Source organism: Roseixanthobacter liquoris, from assembly GCF_043195135.2.
GTDB lineage: Bacteria > Pseudomonadota > Alphaproteobacteria > Rhizobiales > Xanthobacteraceae > NCEH01.
The window spans coordinates 2,795,257-2,810,982 of record NZ_CM195537.1; the positions used below are offsets into that span (position 1 = coordinate 2,795,257).

General features: G+C 69.0%; 8 protein-coding genes. 6 read left to right on the top strand and 2 right to left on the bottom strand.

Translation table 11 applies throughout. The features are described from left to right. Positions 1–407: 407 nt before the first annotated feature. From V5F84_RS12530 to V5F84_RS12555, 6 genes are all read left to right on the top strand, one after another. Complete coding sequence (locus V5F84_RS12530) at positions 408–10,985, top strand: hypothetical protein (protein WP_394045667.1); 10,578 nt, start codon at positions 408–410, stop codon at positions 10,983–10,985. Between the two features lie 9 nt (positions 10,986–10,994). Next, positions 10,995–12,140 carry a TIGR03032 family protein gene (locus tag V5F84_RS12535; protein ID WP_394045665.1) on the top strand — a complete coding sequence of 382 codons (1,146 nt, stop codon included), beginning with the start codon at positions 10,995–10,997 and terminating at the stop codon, positions 12,138–12,140. Positions 12,141–12,288: 148 nt separating this feature from the next. Further along, positions 12,289–12,702: a VOC family protein gene (locus tag V5F84_RS12540; RefSeq protein WP_394045663.1), complete on the top strand. Its 414-nt coding sequence runs from the start codon at positions 12,289–12,291 to the stop codon at positions 12,700–12,702. Between the two features lie 32 nt (positions 12,703–12,734). After that, positions 12,735–13,817, top strand: coding sequence for a WD40/YVTN/BNR-like repeat-containing protein (locus tag V5F84_RS12545; RefSeq protein ID WP_394045661.1), 1,083 nt, complete (start codon positions 12,735–12,737; stop codon positions 13,815–13,817). A 21-nt stretch (positions 13,818–13,838) separates the two neighbouring features. Further along, positions 13,839–14,141, top strand: coding sequence for a ubiquitin family protein (locus V5F84_RS12550; protein ID WP_394045659.1), 303 nt, complete (start codon positions 13,839–13,841; stop codon positions 14,139–14,141). Between the two features lie 143 nt (positions 14,142–14,284). Then, a complete protein-coding gene (locus tag V5F84_RS12555; protein WP_394045657.1) occupies positions 14,285–14,668 on the top strand; it encodes a hypothetical protein in 384 nt (127 codons plus the stop codon). 7 nt (positions 14,669–14,675) lie between these two features. Here V5F84_RS12555 and V5F84_RS12560 read toward each other — a convergent pair whose 3' ends face one another. Continuing rightward, complete coding sequence (locus V5F84_RS12560; protein ID WP_394045655.1) at positions 14,676–15,122, bottom strand: RrF2 family transcriptional regulator; 447 nt, start codon at positions 15,120–15,122, stop codon at positions 14,676–14,678. 141 nt (positions 15,123–15,263) lie between these two features. Further along, positions 15,264–15,587: a hypothetical protein gene (locus V5F84_RS12565; protein ID WP_394045653.1), complete on the bottom strand. Its 324-nt coding sequence runs from the start codon at positions 15,585–15,587 to the stop codon at positions 15,264–15,266. Between the last annotated feature and the right edge of the window lie 139 nt (positions 15,588–15,726).

Sequence of the window (15,726 nt, forward strand, 5' to 3'; positions counted from 1 at the left end):
GCGCAGGTCCGTCGGCGCCCCCTGCGTTCGGCCGCCGGTGTCGCGGGGATAGGCGACGGGGATGGGTGACAGAGTCGCACTTTACAGCAATGCCTTTGGCGTTGGTCGTGCGTGACGCTGCGATAACGCCTTCCGGGGGTGCTTAGATATAGATCGTGAGTTGTGTTTTCAATATTTGCCTTAGAAGGGGTGGTGTGCTGTAGATTTCAGGCGCCCGATGCTGGTTGCAGGACGTCAATTTTATGACGCAAACCTTTGAAAATCGGAGGGGAGAGGCAATTGCAGGGTCCATTAGCAATGTGATACCTCAAATGGAACAGTGCCAATGTTCCATAGCCGTCGGGGGGCGGGGGGTCATGACACAGGATCTTGCGGGACGGCCGGCTTCTAGAAAAGCAATCGGCGCCGTGTACGGGGCATCCAGCGCGCGGCTGCGCCTGTCGACGGCTCTTTCCACGACCCTGTGCGGCATCGCCTTTCTGGCCGGTGGCGCGGCGCCGGCCATGGCGCAGGCCCAGGTCAATGTGCCCTACACATCGATTCAGTTCGGCTTCAACGGCGGGACCGGAAACACAGTCGACGACTACACGTCCGACGCGTACGGCGGACCCGGCGGCAATGGCGGGACGCTGGGGGTCACGAACGTCGCCGTCAGCGGCGGGGGCACGGGGCTCGGTTCGGCCGTCACCATTCTCAGCCGAGGCGGCGCCGGCGGCTATGGCGGCTACGGCAGCAGCGATACCGGCAGCGGCACGGGCGGCCCCGGCGGGGCGGGTGGCTGGGGCGGCGCGCAGACGGTGTCGATCACCAATGTCAACGCCAGCACCAACAATACCGGCGTTCGGATCCAGTCTTACGGCGGCAATGGCGGCAATGGCGCCTACGGCAGCAGCCACACCGACAATGCGCAGGGCGGTGCGGGCGGCAATGCCGGCGGCGCCGGCGTGATCGCCGTCACCGTCGCCGGAACCACTCTTTCCACCGGTCAGTCCGGCATTGTGTTGCTCTCGATGGGCGGCAATGGCGGCTCCGGCTCCTATGGCAGCACGGACAGCGACGTTTCGGGCGGCGGCAACGGCGGCAACGGCGGTGTCGGCAGCAATGTCAGCCTCACCCTGAATGGCTCCACGCTGACGACCGGGGGCACGGGCGCAGCGATCAGCCTGCAGTCGTCGGGGCAGGTCAGCGGCTCCGGCGGCACCGCGAGCAGCTCCACGGACACCGCAACCGCGGGTGCCGGAGGAACGGCGGGCGCGGGCGGCAACGTATCCGGCCAGATCAGCAATTCGATGATCACAAGCTCGGGTGCGGGTGTCAGCCTGCTCTCGACCGGCGGATGGGGCTTTAGCGGGGCGGAAGGCACCAGCCATTTCGGCCTCGCCTTCGGAGGCGCGGGCGGCGCTGGCGCGAACGCGGGCTCTGCCGAGCTCACCGTTTCTAATTCGACGATCTCCGCTGCGGGCGGCGTGGGCATCGCCATGTCCTCCATTGGCGGGCTCGCGGGCGCCGGCGGGAAGGCCTATTCCAATACCTGGAACGGCACCGCTGGCGCCGGCGGCGCTGCCGGGTCGGGCGGCCCGGTTTCGCTGACGCTGACGGGGGCGACGGTCAGCGGGACCAGCGGCGGCGTTCAACTCCAGTCCACGGGCGGCGCGGGTGGCGCGGGCGGCTATGGCAGCAGCGACACCGACAATGGGCGCGGCGGCCTCGGCGGCACGGGCGGCGCGGGCGGAACGGCCTATGGCACCTTCACCGGTTCGTCGGTCCGCGCGGCGGGTACCGTCGTCACCATCGCTTCGCTCGGCGGCGCCGGTGGTGCTGGCGGCATGGGCGACAGTGCGACGAATTATTCTTACGGCGCGAATGGTGGAAACGGCGGTGCGGGCGGCAATGTCGGTTTGTCGCTGACCAACACCAGCGTCACCTCCACCGCCGGCGCGGGCATCGTCCTCACCTCGACCGGCGGTGCCGGTGGCGCGGGCGGGGAAGGCAAGAGCAATTCAAGCAATGCGGTCGGCTACAATGGCGGCAACGCCGGCAATGCCGGCAATGTGTCGCTGAAGCTCTACGGCACGGTGAATATAACGGCGGCCGGCACCGCCGCCGCGCTGACGTCCACCGGCGGCGCAGGTGGCGCGGGTGGCGTCACCAATTCCGACGGGAGCTTCTCGATCGGCGGATCGGCTCAGAACGGCGGAGCCGGCGGCGCGGTCAGCGTTTCGGGCGACGGCATCGTCTCCGCCACCTCCGGGTCCGGCATCACCATCGCGTCCATCGGCGGCGCGGGTGGCGCGGGTGCTTATGCCAGCACCAACGGCACCATCACGGTCAATGTCGGCGGCCAGGGGGGCAATGGCGGCAGCGGTGGTTCGGCGAGTGTCACCACCGGCAGCACGATCACCGTCGGCAACACCGGCAGCGGTACGGTCTATGGCATTCAGGCGCTCAGCCAAGGCGGCGCGGGCGGAGCCGGCGGCAATGCGGGCAGTCCTTACAAGGCCGTGGGCGGCGATGGTGGTAACGGCGGCAATGGCGGCAATGCCAGCATCACGTTGAACGCCAACGGCGCGGTCACGACGACGGGTCCGAGCGCCTTCGGCCTTGCGGCGCAGAGCCTCGGCGGACTTGGCGCCCAGGGCGGGGAGGCGATCGCCTTTGGGGATTCCCAGGGCGCGGTGGGCGGAACAGGCGGAAACGCCGGCAATGCCTATGTGAAGAGCGCGGGCACGATTACCACCAGCGGCCAGGGATCCTCCGGCATCGTCGTGCAGAGCATCGCCGGAGGCGGGGGCGCCGGCGGCAATTCGGACGCGGTGTTCGATTCCACCAGCGGCTCGGGCGGGGATAGCGGGACCAGCGCCCTGGCGAGCGCCATCCTCACCGGCGGCAGCGTGAAGACCGGCGGAAACTATGCCGCCGCAGTGGTGGTGCAATCCATCGGCGGCGGCGGCGTGCTCACCGTGCTCGGCGCGCAGGCGCCGGTGAGTCTCAATGGCGTTAACGGCACCTCCGGCACGGCCTATGCCTCGGCGGCGCAAGGCGTGAAGATCGCCACCCAGGGCGCGGCCTCGGCCGGCATCCTGGTGCAGTCGATTGGCGGCGGCGGCGGTTCGGCCGGTTCCGCGGATGCGGTGATCGTCGCCGTCGGTGGCGACGGCGCCTCCGGCGGCAATGCGGGATACGCGCATATCGTCAACGCAGCCACCGTGACGACGGCGGGCGATGGCTCCATCGCGCTGCATGCCCAGTCGATCGGCGGCGGCGGCGGCCATGGCGGCGGCACCTTGGCCGTCTCTGTGCTGGGCTCCGCCCAGATCGGCGGCAGCGCCGGCGGTGGCGGCGCGGGCGGGGCGGTCGCGGTTTCAAATTCCGGATCGCTGAAGACCTATGGCAGCAGCGCCGATGGCATCGTCGCCCAATCGATCGGCGGCGGCGGCGGCAATGGCGGCGATGCCGAGGGCTTCGGGCTCGATGTGGTCCAGCTGGGGCTCGGCGGCTCCGGCGGCGCGGGCGGCAATTCCGGCACGGTGCAGGTGAACAACACCGGCGCCATCTCCACCCAGGGCGGCCGGTCCAGCGGCATTGTCGCCCAGTCGATCGGCGGCGGCGGCGGCACGGGTGGCGCCGCTTACAACCTTTCGGCGAGCATCGGCATCAGCTTCGGCGTCAGTGTCGGCGGTTCCGGCGGCGTGGGCGCCGGCGCGGGCACCAGCGTTCATGTTTATAATTACGGGTCCATCACCACCCAGGGCGCGGACGCATTCGGCATCATCGCCCAGTCCATCGGCGGCGGCGGCGGCAATGGCGGATCGGCGGCCGCCAAGGTGGTCACGATCGGCGATGCCGACGTGCCCTCGATCTCGGTCTCGGCCGCCATCGGCGGCTCGGGTGCGGGCGGCGGCAGCGCCGGCAACGTGACGGTCGTCAACGAAAGCGGCGCCAAGATCGTCACGAGCGGCGACGGGGCAACTGGCATCCTTGTTCAGTCGGTCGGCGGGGGCGGCGGCGCGGGCGGCGATTCCACGGCGTCGGCGGCGTCCTATGTTCCCGGACATGCCGGGATTTCCTTCTCCGCCGAAGTGTCGCTCGGAGGCAAGGGTGGCGGCGGTGGGGCCGGCGCCGGAGCGTATGTGACCAATAGCGGACTGGTGAAGACGAGCGGGAATTTCGCCGACGGCATTCTCGCCCAATCGGTCGGCGGGGGCGGTGGCAACGGCGGGGTCGGCGCGGCGGATGGATCGTCCCAGGCGCGCCTGTCGTTCGGCGTCACCTTCACGCTGGGTGGCTCGGGGGGAACGGGCGGCGGGGGCGGCACCGTGACGGTGACCAATTCCGGCACTATCCTCACCTATGGGGCCGGGTCGCGTGCCCTGGTCGCCCAGTCGGTGGGCGGAGGCGGCGGCAATGCCGGCGGCGGCACCGCTTCGGCGTCCGGCGGTACCGCGGCTTTGACGCTGACGATGGGCGGCACCGGAGCGGCGGCGAATGCGGGCGGCACCGTCACCGTCACGAATTCCGGCAGCATCGTCACCCACGGCGGCGACGCGGACGCCATTTTCGCCCAGAGCGTGGGCGGCGGCGGCGGCAGCGGCGGCAGTGCCACGGGCGACGCCGTGACCAAGGCTTCAAACGGCAGCAGCGCGCAGTTCTCGCTGACCGCCACCATGGGCGGCGCGGGCGGCGGCGGCGGTGCCGGCGGCGCGGTGACGGCGACCAATTCGGGCACCCTTGCCACTTATGGCCAGCATTCCACCGGCATGCTGCTCCAGTCCGTCGGCGGCGGCGGCGGCAAGGCGGGCGCCGCGGCGGGCAAATCGTCCGGTGGCGTCGTGTCCCTGTCCTTTACCCTTGGCGCATCGGGCGGAGCCGGCGGGGCCGGCGGCGCGGTTTCGGCCTATAATTCGGGCTCGATATCCACGGCGGGCGCCGATGCGGCGGCGCTCATCGCGCAGTCGGTGGGCGGCGGCGGCGGCATGGCCGGAAACGCCAACAGTTCCGCGTCCGGGTCCAAGATCAGCCTCGGTGCCTCGGTCGGGGCCAACGGCACGCCGGGCGGCGATGGCGGGACCGTCATCGTTTCGCTCACCGGCGGCACGCTCTCCACCTCCGGCGCGGCCTCCGACGCGGTCATCGCCCAGTCGATCGGCGGCGGCGGCGGCACGGGATCATCCGTCGGGACGGACACGAAAAGCTCGGGTTCGAACAACACCTTTGGCGCGGCCTTGGCACTCGGGGGATCGGGCGGCGCGGGCGGGAACGGCGGCACGGTCACCCTCACGAATGCGGCCATCATCAAGACGGCGGGCGACGATTCCGTCGGCATCTTTGCCCAGTCGGTGGGCGGCGGCGGCGGCAAGGGCGGCACCAGCGCCACCGACGCGACCGGCGGCAGCTCGGCGTTTCAATTGTCCGCGAATCTCGGCGGCTCGGGCGGCAGCGCCGGATATGGCAACACGGTCATCGTCGGCAGTTCGGCGGCGATTTCCACGTCCGGCGACAACGGCACGGGCATCCTCGCCCAGTCGGTGGGCGGCGGCGGCGGCCGCGCGGGAAGTTCCGGCGCATCGGCGGTGGGCGGCAAGGCGTCTGCCGCCATCGCGCTCGGCGGGTCGGGCGGCGGCGCCGGCAACGGCGGCACGGTTACGGTGACAACGACCGGCGCTGCGGCGACCATCACCACCACCGGCCGCAATGCCAATGCCATCACCGCCCAATCGGTGGGTGGGGGCGGCGGCAGCGGCGGGAATGCCAATGCGGCTTCCAGCGCCAAGCTCGATATCGGCGGCAGCCTCGGCGGCACGGGCGGCGGCTCCGGCACCGGCGGCACGGTCACGGTGACGAGCGGCGGCTTCCTCTCCACCGGAGGGCAGGATTCCAACGGCATTCTGGCCCAGTCCATCGGCGGGGCCGGCGGCGATGCGGGCTCCGGGTCCAGCAAGAGCAAGGCAAGCGGGTCGGACGCGGCATCCCTCTCCATCGGCATCGGCGGCGGTGCGGGATCCGGCGGAACCGGCGGCACGGTCAGCGTCACCAATAACGGCGGCATCCTCACGAATGGGAGCGGCGCGGCCGGCATCCTCGCCCAGTCGATCGGCGGCGGCGGCGGCAAGGGCGGCGCGGCATCCTCCACGTCCACCTCCTCCAACGGCGGGGTCGCGTCGATTTCCGCGACCCTCGGCGGCAGCGGCGGCGCGGGCGGAAATGGCGGCGGCGTCACGGTTCAGAACAACAATTTCATCGCGACCATCGAAGCGCATGCGGACGGTATTCTTGCCCAGTCCATCGGCGGCGGCGGCGGCAGCGCGCATCTTGCGAGCTCCGACGCGAGCGGAACGAAGAGCGACGCCAATATTTCGGCAACGCTCGGCGGAACGGGTGGGAACGGCGGGTACGGTGCCGCCGTGGTGGTCAACAATACCAGTACCATCGCAACCCAAGGCGCCTTTTCGCGCGCGATCCTGGCGCAATCCATCGGCGGCGGCGGCGGCGTCGCGGACGGAACCCATGACAGCACCGGCGGCGGCACCGTGGGCGTCACGCTCGGCCTCGGTGGCAAGGGCGGCTCGGGTGGCAACGGCGGCGACGTCACAGTGACCACGTCCGGAAGCCTCGTCACCTCGGGCGCAAACGGCGCGGCGATCCTGGCCCAGTCGATCGGGAGCGGCGGCGGCGCGGGCGGCAGTTCCAATAATGGCGCGACGGCGAAGATTTCCCTCGGCGCGGCCCTCGGCGGCGCCGGCGGCGTCGGTGGATCGGGCGGCAAAGTCCAGGTTCTGATCCAGAACCAGAGCTCCGGCCAGATCGCCACGACCGGCGACCAGGCGGACGCGATTATCGCCCAATCCATCGGCGGCGGCGGCGGCAATGCGGGGGCGGGAAGCGGCAAGGCGGACGGGGCAGGGGGCAACGGCCTCGGTCTTACGCTGACCATGGGAGGATCTGGAGGCACCGGCGGCATCGGCGGCGAGGTGATCGTCACGAATGGCGGCGTCGGTCTTGCGGGCGCGACCATTTCCACGTCGGGCGACGGGTCGAACGGCATCCTGGCCCAATCGGTGGGCGGCGGCGGCGGGCGCGGCGGCGCCTCTTCCTCGACCACCGGCGGTTCGGGCGCGGCGACCATTTCCGCCAGCCTTGGCGGCTCGGGCGGAAGCGGCGCGACCGGCGGCGCCGTTCATGTGGACAACGCCAACACCATCGCCACGCTCGGCGCCCATGCGAGCGGCATCGTCGCGCAGTCCATCGGTGGCGGCGGCGGCAACGCGACCTTGTCCAGCAGCATCGCGAAGGACCAGAAGAGCGACGTCAATCTCTCCGCGACCCTCGGCGGCGCCGGGGGCACGGGGGGCGTGGGCGGCGCGGTCTATGTGACGGAGAGTTCGGTCGTTACCACGAAGGGCGATTTTGGCCACGGCATCCTGGCACAATCCATCGGCGGGGGCGGCGGCAATGCTGCGACGACCGGAGCCACCGGTGACGGCGGCAAGGCCAGCGTGGCGTTCGCACTCGCCGGCGATGGCGGCACGGGCGGCAATGGCGGCGCGGTGACCATCACGCAAAGCGGCTCGATTTCGACTGAGGGCCATGGTGCGAGCGCGATCCTCGCCCAGTCGATCGGCGGCGGCGGCGGCGTTGCGGGCAGCGCCACCCACGCGGCGAGCAGCAAGATCGCGGTCGGCGCGTCCATCGGCGGCGGCGGCGGCGCCGGCGGGGCCGGCTATGGTGTCAGCCTCACCAGCACCGGCACGGGGGTTCTTTCCACCAGCGGCGATGCGGCGGATGCAGTGCTGGTCCAGTCCATCGGCGGCGGCGGCGGCGTCGGGGCCGCAGGCAAGGGCGACGCGGACGGCGCCGGCGGCAATGGCCTGTCGCTGGGCGTGAGCGTCGGCGGCGGTGGCGGTTCGGGTGGCGCCGGCGGCGCCGTCACGATCAATATCGGCACGGCGCAGCAGGCCGGACCCTCGATCAGCACAACCGGCCACGATTCCGCGGGCCTGGTCGCCCAGTCCATCGGCGGCGGCGGCGGCAAGGGTTCGTCGTCCAGCTCGACGACCGGCGGCAGCGGCATTGCAAGCCTCTCCGCCACCGTCGGCGGCGCGGGCGGCTCCGGCAGCAACGGGGGCGAGGTCAACGTCTCCGTCAACACCACGATCCAGACCACCGGTGCGGGCTCCGATGGCGTGCTGCTGCAATCCATCGGCGGCGGCGGCGGCAATGCGGTGCTCGCCACCAGCATCGTGAAGGGCCAGAAAACCGACATGAGCTTGAGCGCCACCCTCGGCGGCAGTGGCGGCGCCGGGGGATCGGGCGAGCAGGTGAGCTTCACACAGGCGGGGCTCATCTCGACCGCAGGCGAAGGGGCCAATGGCGTCGTCGCCCAGTCGATCGGCGGCGGCGGCGGCCGCGCCTCGGCGGTATCGGCCGATGCGGGCGGCGGCAGCGTCAACGGATCGCTGTCGCTCGGCGGCGCGGGCGGCAGCGGCAATATCGGCGGCACAATCGCGCTGACGCTGAACGGCGACATCATGACATCGGGCCGCAATGCCATCGGCGTGCTGGCCCAATCCATCGGCGGCGGCGGCGGTATCACGCTGACCAGCGCCAGCGCGGCCCAGGGCACCGCTTCCCTGGCCTTGACCCTCGGCGGTTCCGGCGGCAGCGGCAATGACGGCGGCAAGGTGGGCGGCACGCTCGCGAGCACCGGGTTCATCAGCACCAGCGGCGTGAATTCCCACGGCATCCTGCTGCAATCCATCGGCGGCGGCGGCGGCCTTGCGGCCACCAGCGGCGCCACCGGCCTCGCGAGCCTCGCATTCGGCGGGGCGGGCGGCGGCGGCGGGAATGGCGGGGAAGTGTCCTTCACGCTCGCCGGCATCGTGGCGACGCAGGGCGCCGGTGCGAGCGGCCTGTTCGTCCAATCGATCGGCGGCGGCGGCGGCCTCGGCGGCGACGCGTCCAGCACATTCTTCACCGTCGCCGACAGTTCCGCCGGCACCGGCGGCGGCAGCGGGAACGGCGGCGCGGTGAACCTGACCGTCAGTGGCAGCGTCGGCACGTCGGGCGCGAACGCGGCGGCGGTCAACGCGCAATCCATCGGCGGCGGCGGCGGAACCGCGCAATCCGGCTCGCAGGCGGTGAACGGCTCGGCCGGGGGCTCCGGCACCGGCGGGGCCGTGAACGTGACGGTTTCGGGCCTCGTGGTCGCGGCGGGCGCCAATTCACCCGGCATCTTCGCGCTTTCCTCGGGGCCAAGCGGCGCCGGGCCGATCACCATCGACATCCTCAGCGGCGGCACCGTGATCGGCGGCAAGGATGAGCGCGGCGCGGGCATCATGCTCTCGGGCGGCGCCGATAACACCATCACCATTGCTTCCGGCGCTTCGGTCAGCGCCCTGGGCAATGTCGCCATTCTCGCCGGTGGAGGGAATGAGATCGTCAGCAATGCCGGCACGGTCAGCGGCAGTGTCGACCTCGGGACGGGGGCCGGCAGCTTCCTCAACCAGGCCGGCGGCGTGTTCAATTCAGGTCGCACCATCAACCTGAACGGCGGCGCCCTGACCAACCAGGGCACGCTCAGCCCGGGCGGGCTTGGCACCCTCGCCACGAGCGCGCTCACGGGCAATCTCGTCTCGAACGGGGCAATCGCCTTCGATCTGGACGCCAATTCGCGCCGCTCCGACCTGCTCAGCGTGTCCGGCACCGCGAACCTCGCCGGCACCCTCCAGGCAAATCCGCTGACCATTGCGCCGAACACCTCGTTCAAGGTGCTCGAGGCCGGGACCCTTGCCGGCTTCACCTCCAGCGTCGTGGACAATTCTCTGGTTTATCAATGGAATGCCTCGGTGGCTGGGAACAGCGTGCTGCTTTCCCCGACCGCCGATTTCACGCCAACGGGCACCAAATTGTCGGCCAATGGCACGGCGGCGGCCAATCATCTGCAAAGCATCTGGAACAGCGGCACGCTCGGAACGACCGCATCCATATTCAACACGCTGCTGAACACGGGAACGGACGCGCAATATCGCCAGGCCCTCAAGGCGGTCTCGCCGGAGCTCAACGGCACGGGTCCGGCGAGCCGCATCATGGAGAGCCGCGCGGTGCTGAACCGCACCATGAGCTGCCCCATGTTCGCGGGCGACACCCTGTTGTTGCAGGAGGACCAGTGCAGCTGGGCGCGGGTGATCGTCGGCCGCTCCAGCCAGACCGGAACCTTCGAGAACCAGGGCTTCTCCACCGACACGGTCACCTTGCAGGCCGGGGTGCAGCGCGAGCTGCAACAGGACTGGTTCTTCGCCTTGTCCGGCGCCTATCAGCAGAGCTGGACCAGTGCCTCCGCGGATGCGAGTTCAGCGAGCGGCAGCGGCTTCGACGTGACGGCCGCGCTCAAGCGCCAGATCGGTCCCTGGCTGATTTCCGGTGCGGTGGACTTCGGCTGGATGAACATCGACAGCCAGCGCGTGGTTTCGGCCCTGGCCGCCGCGCCCGAAAGCTCCATCGACGTCTACAACGTCACGGGCCGCGTGCGCGTGGCCTACGAAATCCCGCAGCCGGGCTGGTATGTGCGGCCCTATGTGGATCTGGACCTGTCTTACGTGAACGTGCCCGGCTACAGCGAAGCCGGCATCAGCGGAGCGGAATTGCGGGTGCTCGGCGCGAGCCAGACCACCTTCATCGTCAGCCCGACGGTGGAAGTGGGCACCCGTGTCAATCTCGCCGACGGCACGGTGTTGCGGCCCTATGCGAGCCTCGGTGCCAGCTTCCTGTCCAACGGCAGCTGGATCACGACCTCCTATCTGCTTGGCGCGCCGGTGGGTACCGGGACGTTCGACACCGTCACCTATACGCCGGACATGCTGGGCAATTTCGACATGGGCCTGCAATTGGTGACGGCGAAGAACTGGGAGTTCAAACTGGATTACGGCGTCAGCGTCGGCCAGGATTTCCTCTCCCAGGCCGGGATGGCGCGTGTCGCGGTGCATTTCTGAGGCTTAACCTTGAACGATCCTGAGCGCGCGCCGGATGGCGCGACAGCGAGCCCCGCGTCCCTTCCCCCGGCCGCGGCAAACCCTGCGCCGGCGGACCTGACGACCGACCTCACCTGCTCGCGGGGTTTTTCGTCCTGGCTGGCGCAGCATCAGCTGAGCCTTGCCTTTTCGTCCTACCAGACCGGGCAGTTGTTTCTCATCGGCCGCACGCCCGATCACGCGATGTCCTTTCACCAGCGCGATTTCGTTCGCGCCATGGGGCTGTGGTACGAGCCGGGCCGGTTGTTCCTCGGCTCTCTGCTTCAGGTGTGGCGGCTGGAAAATGTGCTCGCTCCACACGAGCGGGCGAACGGCCATTTCGACGCCCTGTTCGTTCCGCGCATGGCGCGCATCACGGGCGATATCGACGTGCACGAGATGGCGGTGGACGGGCGCGGACGGCTGGTGTTCGTCAACACCAAATATTCGTGCCTCGCCACCTTCAGCCTGGAGCACAGCTTCGAGCCCTTGTGGAAGCCGAAATTCATTTCCCGCCTCGCCGCGGAAGACCGCTGCCATCTCAATGGCTTGTGCATGGCGGACGGGCGCGCCGCCTATGTCACGGTGGTGGGGCGCAGCGATGTCGTGGATGGCTGGCGCGAGCACCGCTCGGGCGGGGGAATGATCATCCGCGTGGAGGACGACGCCATCGTCGCCGATGGACTCTCCATGCCCCATTCCCCGCGCCTGTATGGAGGGGCGCTCTGGGTGCTGGATTCCGGACGGGGCTATCTGGTGCGGATCGATCCGCAGACCGGCACCCGCCAGGACGTGGCGTTCTGCCCCGGCTTCATGCGCGGCCTTGCGTTCCACTATGGTCACGCCGTCATCACCCTGTCCCTGCCGCGCTATCTGAACTTCAAGGGCCTGCCCCTGGACCACGAGCTGGAAGCCCGGGGGGCGCAGCCCTGGTGCGGAGTGGTCGTGGTCAATCTTGCGAGCGGCGACATCGTCGAATGGATCCGCCTTGAGGGCGCGATCCGCGAATTGTTCGATGTGGTCGCCATGCCGGGCATCGCCTGCCCCATGGCCATCTCCCCCCAGGCCGCGGAGCTTGCCAATCTGATCACTCTTGCACCGCCCGCTCGCCCGCTGGACGAGCCGGGTTGGATATGAGCGCTCCGTCTTTCCGGGCCGCGTAAAAAGTTTGCTCCGACCTGTCGGCTGCCTGGAAACCGGCACGTCCTTGCCCGTGACGGTTGCGCGGCGCGCATCCGATCAGGCGGATGCGACCGCGCCGCCTGGGAGAAGCGGGGAGATTGTGATGCTGGTCCAGCCCTACCTGACGTTCGATGGCAAGTGCGAGGAAGCCCTTGAATTCTACAAGGCCGCCCTCGGCGCCCAAGTGGAACTGCTGATGCGCTACAGCGAGGCGCCCGAGGCGCCGCCGCCCGGCATGGTCGCGCCCGGTTCCGACAACAAGATCATGCATGTGAGCTTCAAGATCGGCGACAGCACCATCATGGCGTCCGATGGGGGATGCCGGAACAGCTCCAGTTTCCAGGGCTTCAGCCTCTCCCTGATCGTCGAGAGCGAAGCGCAGGCCGATCGCGTCTTCACCGCGCTCTCTGACGGCGGACAGATCCAGATGCCATTGGGTAAGACCTTTTTCTCGCCGTGCTTCGGAATGGTCTCCGATCGCTTCGGCATCAATTGGATGGTCAATCTGGTGCCGTGAGGCCGGGACGGGCTCTTTTGCGGGAGGAAGCGATGGCGAAGAAAGTCCTCGTGCTGGTCGGCACCAAGAAAGGCGCCTTCATCGCGGAAAGCGACAGCGCGCGCGCCAATTGGAATGTGCGGGGCCCGTTCTGCGAGACATGGCCGCTCAATCACGTGGTCGGCGATCCGCACTCGGGAACGATCCAAGCGGCGGGCGGAAACGAATGGTTCGGCCCGGCGGTGTGGCGGTCCACCGACCTCGGGGAGACCTGGACCCATTCGAGCGACGGTCTCGCCTATGAGGCCGGCGCGCCGCCCGTGAGGACCGCATGGAGCCTCGCCCATGGCACCGACGCGCTTTATGTGGGCGTCGAGCCGGCCGGACTGTTCCGCAGCACCGACGGCGGCCAGAGCTTCACGCATCTGTCCGGCTTGCAGGCGCATCCCTCCCGCGCCGACTGGCACCCCGGCGGGGCCGGGCTGATCCTGCACTCGCTGGTGCTGAATCCGCAGGACAATGCGCAGATCTGGGTCGGCATATCGGCGGCCGGCGTGTTCCATTCCTCCGACGGGGGCGAGACCTGGGAACCGCGCAACCGCGGCACGCGGGCGGACTATATGCCGGAGGGGCAGAATTATCCCGAGGTCGGCCAGTGCGTTCATTGCCTGGTCATGGCGCCCAATCGCCCGGAACGGCTGTACCAGCAGAACCATTGCGGCATGTATCGCAGCGATGACGGCGGGCGGAGCTGGTCGAGCATCGAGGCGGGCTTGCCCTCGTCGTTCGGCTTTCCGGCCGCCGTGCATCCGCGCGACGACGAGATGCTCTATCTGGTCCCCCTGAACGGGGACACCGCCGGACGCTTCATGCCCGATGCCCAGGCTGCGGTGTGGCGCACCGGCGACGGCGGCCGCTCCTGGGAGAAGCACACCGATGGCCTTCCCCAGAAGGGAGCCTATTTCAACGTCCTGCGCCAAGCCATGGCGACCGATGCGCTGGAGCCCGCAGGGGTCTATTTCGGCACCAATTCCGGGGCACTCTACGGCAGTGCCGACGAGGGGCGCCAATGGACCTGCATCGCAGCGCACCTGCCCCTGATCACCTCGGTGGAGACACTGGTGGTCGAAGCCTGACGTCGCGGCGGAGCGAGAGGCATGGACGATGCCCGGATGAGCGGCATAGAGGGGGCGCCCCGGGTGCTGGTGCGCCTGCCGGACCATCTGGTGCGGCTTTTTCCCGGTGCCGAGCGTCGGGTGTGGCTGCGCGGGTCGACGGTGGACGAGATGGTGTACGCGCTCGATGACCGCTGGCCCGGAATGCGCGATCGCCTGTGCGATTCCACTCCGGCGGTCCGCCGGCATATCAACATCTTCGTTGGTGGCCGGCGGGCCCGCCTTGCGACACCCCTGGAAGAGGGGATGGACGTCTTCGTCCTGACCGCCATCAGCGGCGGATAGGCTCGCGACCCCTCGCTCCGATGGGCCCGTAGCGCAGGGGGAGGTGACGAAGGAGCCTCGGGCGGTTATATTTATTAACCATGTTCTTTCATATTTGCCGTCTGGCGCACCGCGCAGAACGCGCGCCTTTTGCGGAGGGCCGGATGGGTTTCAGTTTTGAAGACCGCATCAATATCCGCGAGGATTATGCGGCGCGTGCCCCGCGTTTCGTTCAGATATCCAAGGGGCTCGTGCTGCTGCTCGTGTGCATCGCCATTCCCACCGGCTGGATCTATTTCAACGAGCGGATCAAAATTCCCGAAGTCGAGCGGGCCATGCCCTATGCCGCGCGCGACATGGTCGGGCTGCTGCGATCCTATAATCATGAGGTGCGTGTGGAGCGGCTGGCGGACGGAAAGCTGGTCTATGTGGTGGATGGGCGGGCCCCGGCGGATTTGAAATCACTGGCCCGCGCCTATCCGCAGTATGATCTTCTGCGTTTCGCGGAACAGCTGCCCTCGCCCTATCTCGGACCCAACCGGCACTGACCGGTCCTCAGATATAATCGACGAACGAGCCGAGCTGGTCGGCCGAGAGATCCCGCATCTGCGCCAGCGTATAGGTGTCCAGCACGGTGCCGATGGCGTCGCGTACCCGCACCATCAGCAGGCGCACCTCGCAATGGGCGATGTCGCAATCTTCACACGGCACATAGGCGTTTCGACTGGCGCAGGGGAGGGCGGCGAGCGGGCCGTCGAGGGCGCGGATCAGATCGCCGACGATGATCTCCTCCGCCGGCCTGGCGAGACGATAGCCACCGGTGCGCCCCTTCTTGCTGGAGAGCATGCCGGCGTTGCGCAATTCGCCGAGGATTACATCGAGGAATTTTTTCGGAATCTGGTTCGCCTCGGCGATATCCGCCACCTGAACGGAATCTCCCGGGGCGAGGCGGGCGAGGTGAACCGCCGCCTTGAGCCCGTACTTTCCTTTTTTTGTCAGCATGCTTGCTCCCCTTGCCCCCTTTTGGTTCGTCCGCGAACGGGGGTCAACCGCGCAGACGGGCGCGGCTTTATGAGATCGGGTGTGGGGTTGGACCCTCGGCCTGCGGCAGATGCGGCGTTGCAGGCCGCGCGTTCCGAGAGGTCAGCGCCGCGCCGGCACCCGCACCGGGGCCAAGCGCAGGGCGGCGAAGCCGTTGCGCCGTGCGCGCCCGCCACCTTTCGGCGCGGCGGGGTTCCGCGGCTCGTCCTCGCCCAGGAGCATGACGGCGACGCCCATCTGAACGCTGGAGAAGGTGAGGCCCATCGCGAATGTCAGGACGAAGGCGGGCAGCCAGGCTTCGCCGCTTCCGGCAAGCAGCGTCCGCAAATGTCCAAGGTCGAGCGCGACCAATCCACCCACGAACGCGGCGGCGATGGCAAAGCCAAGCGCCGCGTGCTTGGCGAGGAAGATCACGAGCTTCGGCATCTGCCACTCCTTGGCCGCGCCGACGACCGGCCGGGCCAATTCCCAATAATTGTCTGTAAAGATAATCGCTCTGGCGGCAAACGCCACCCCTGCCTTCGATGCGCGACATCCCCATATGAGGGTGATCCGTCGGCCGGCG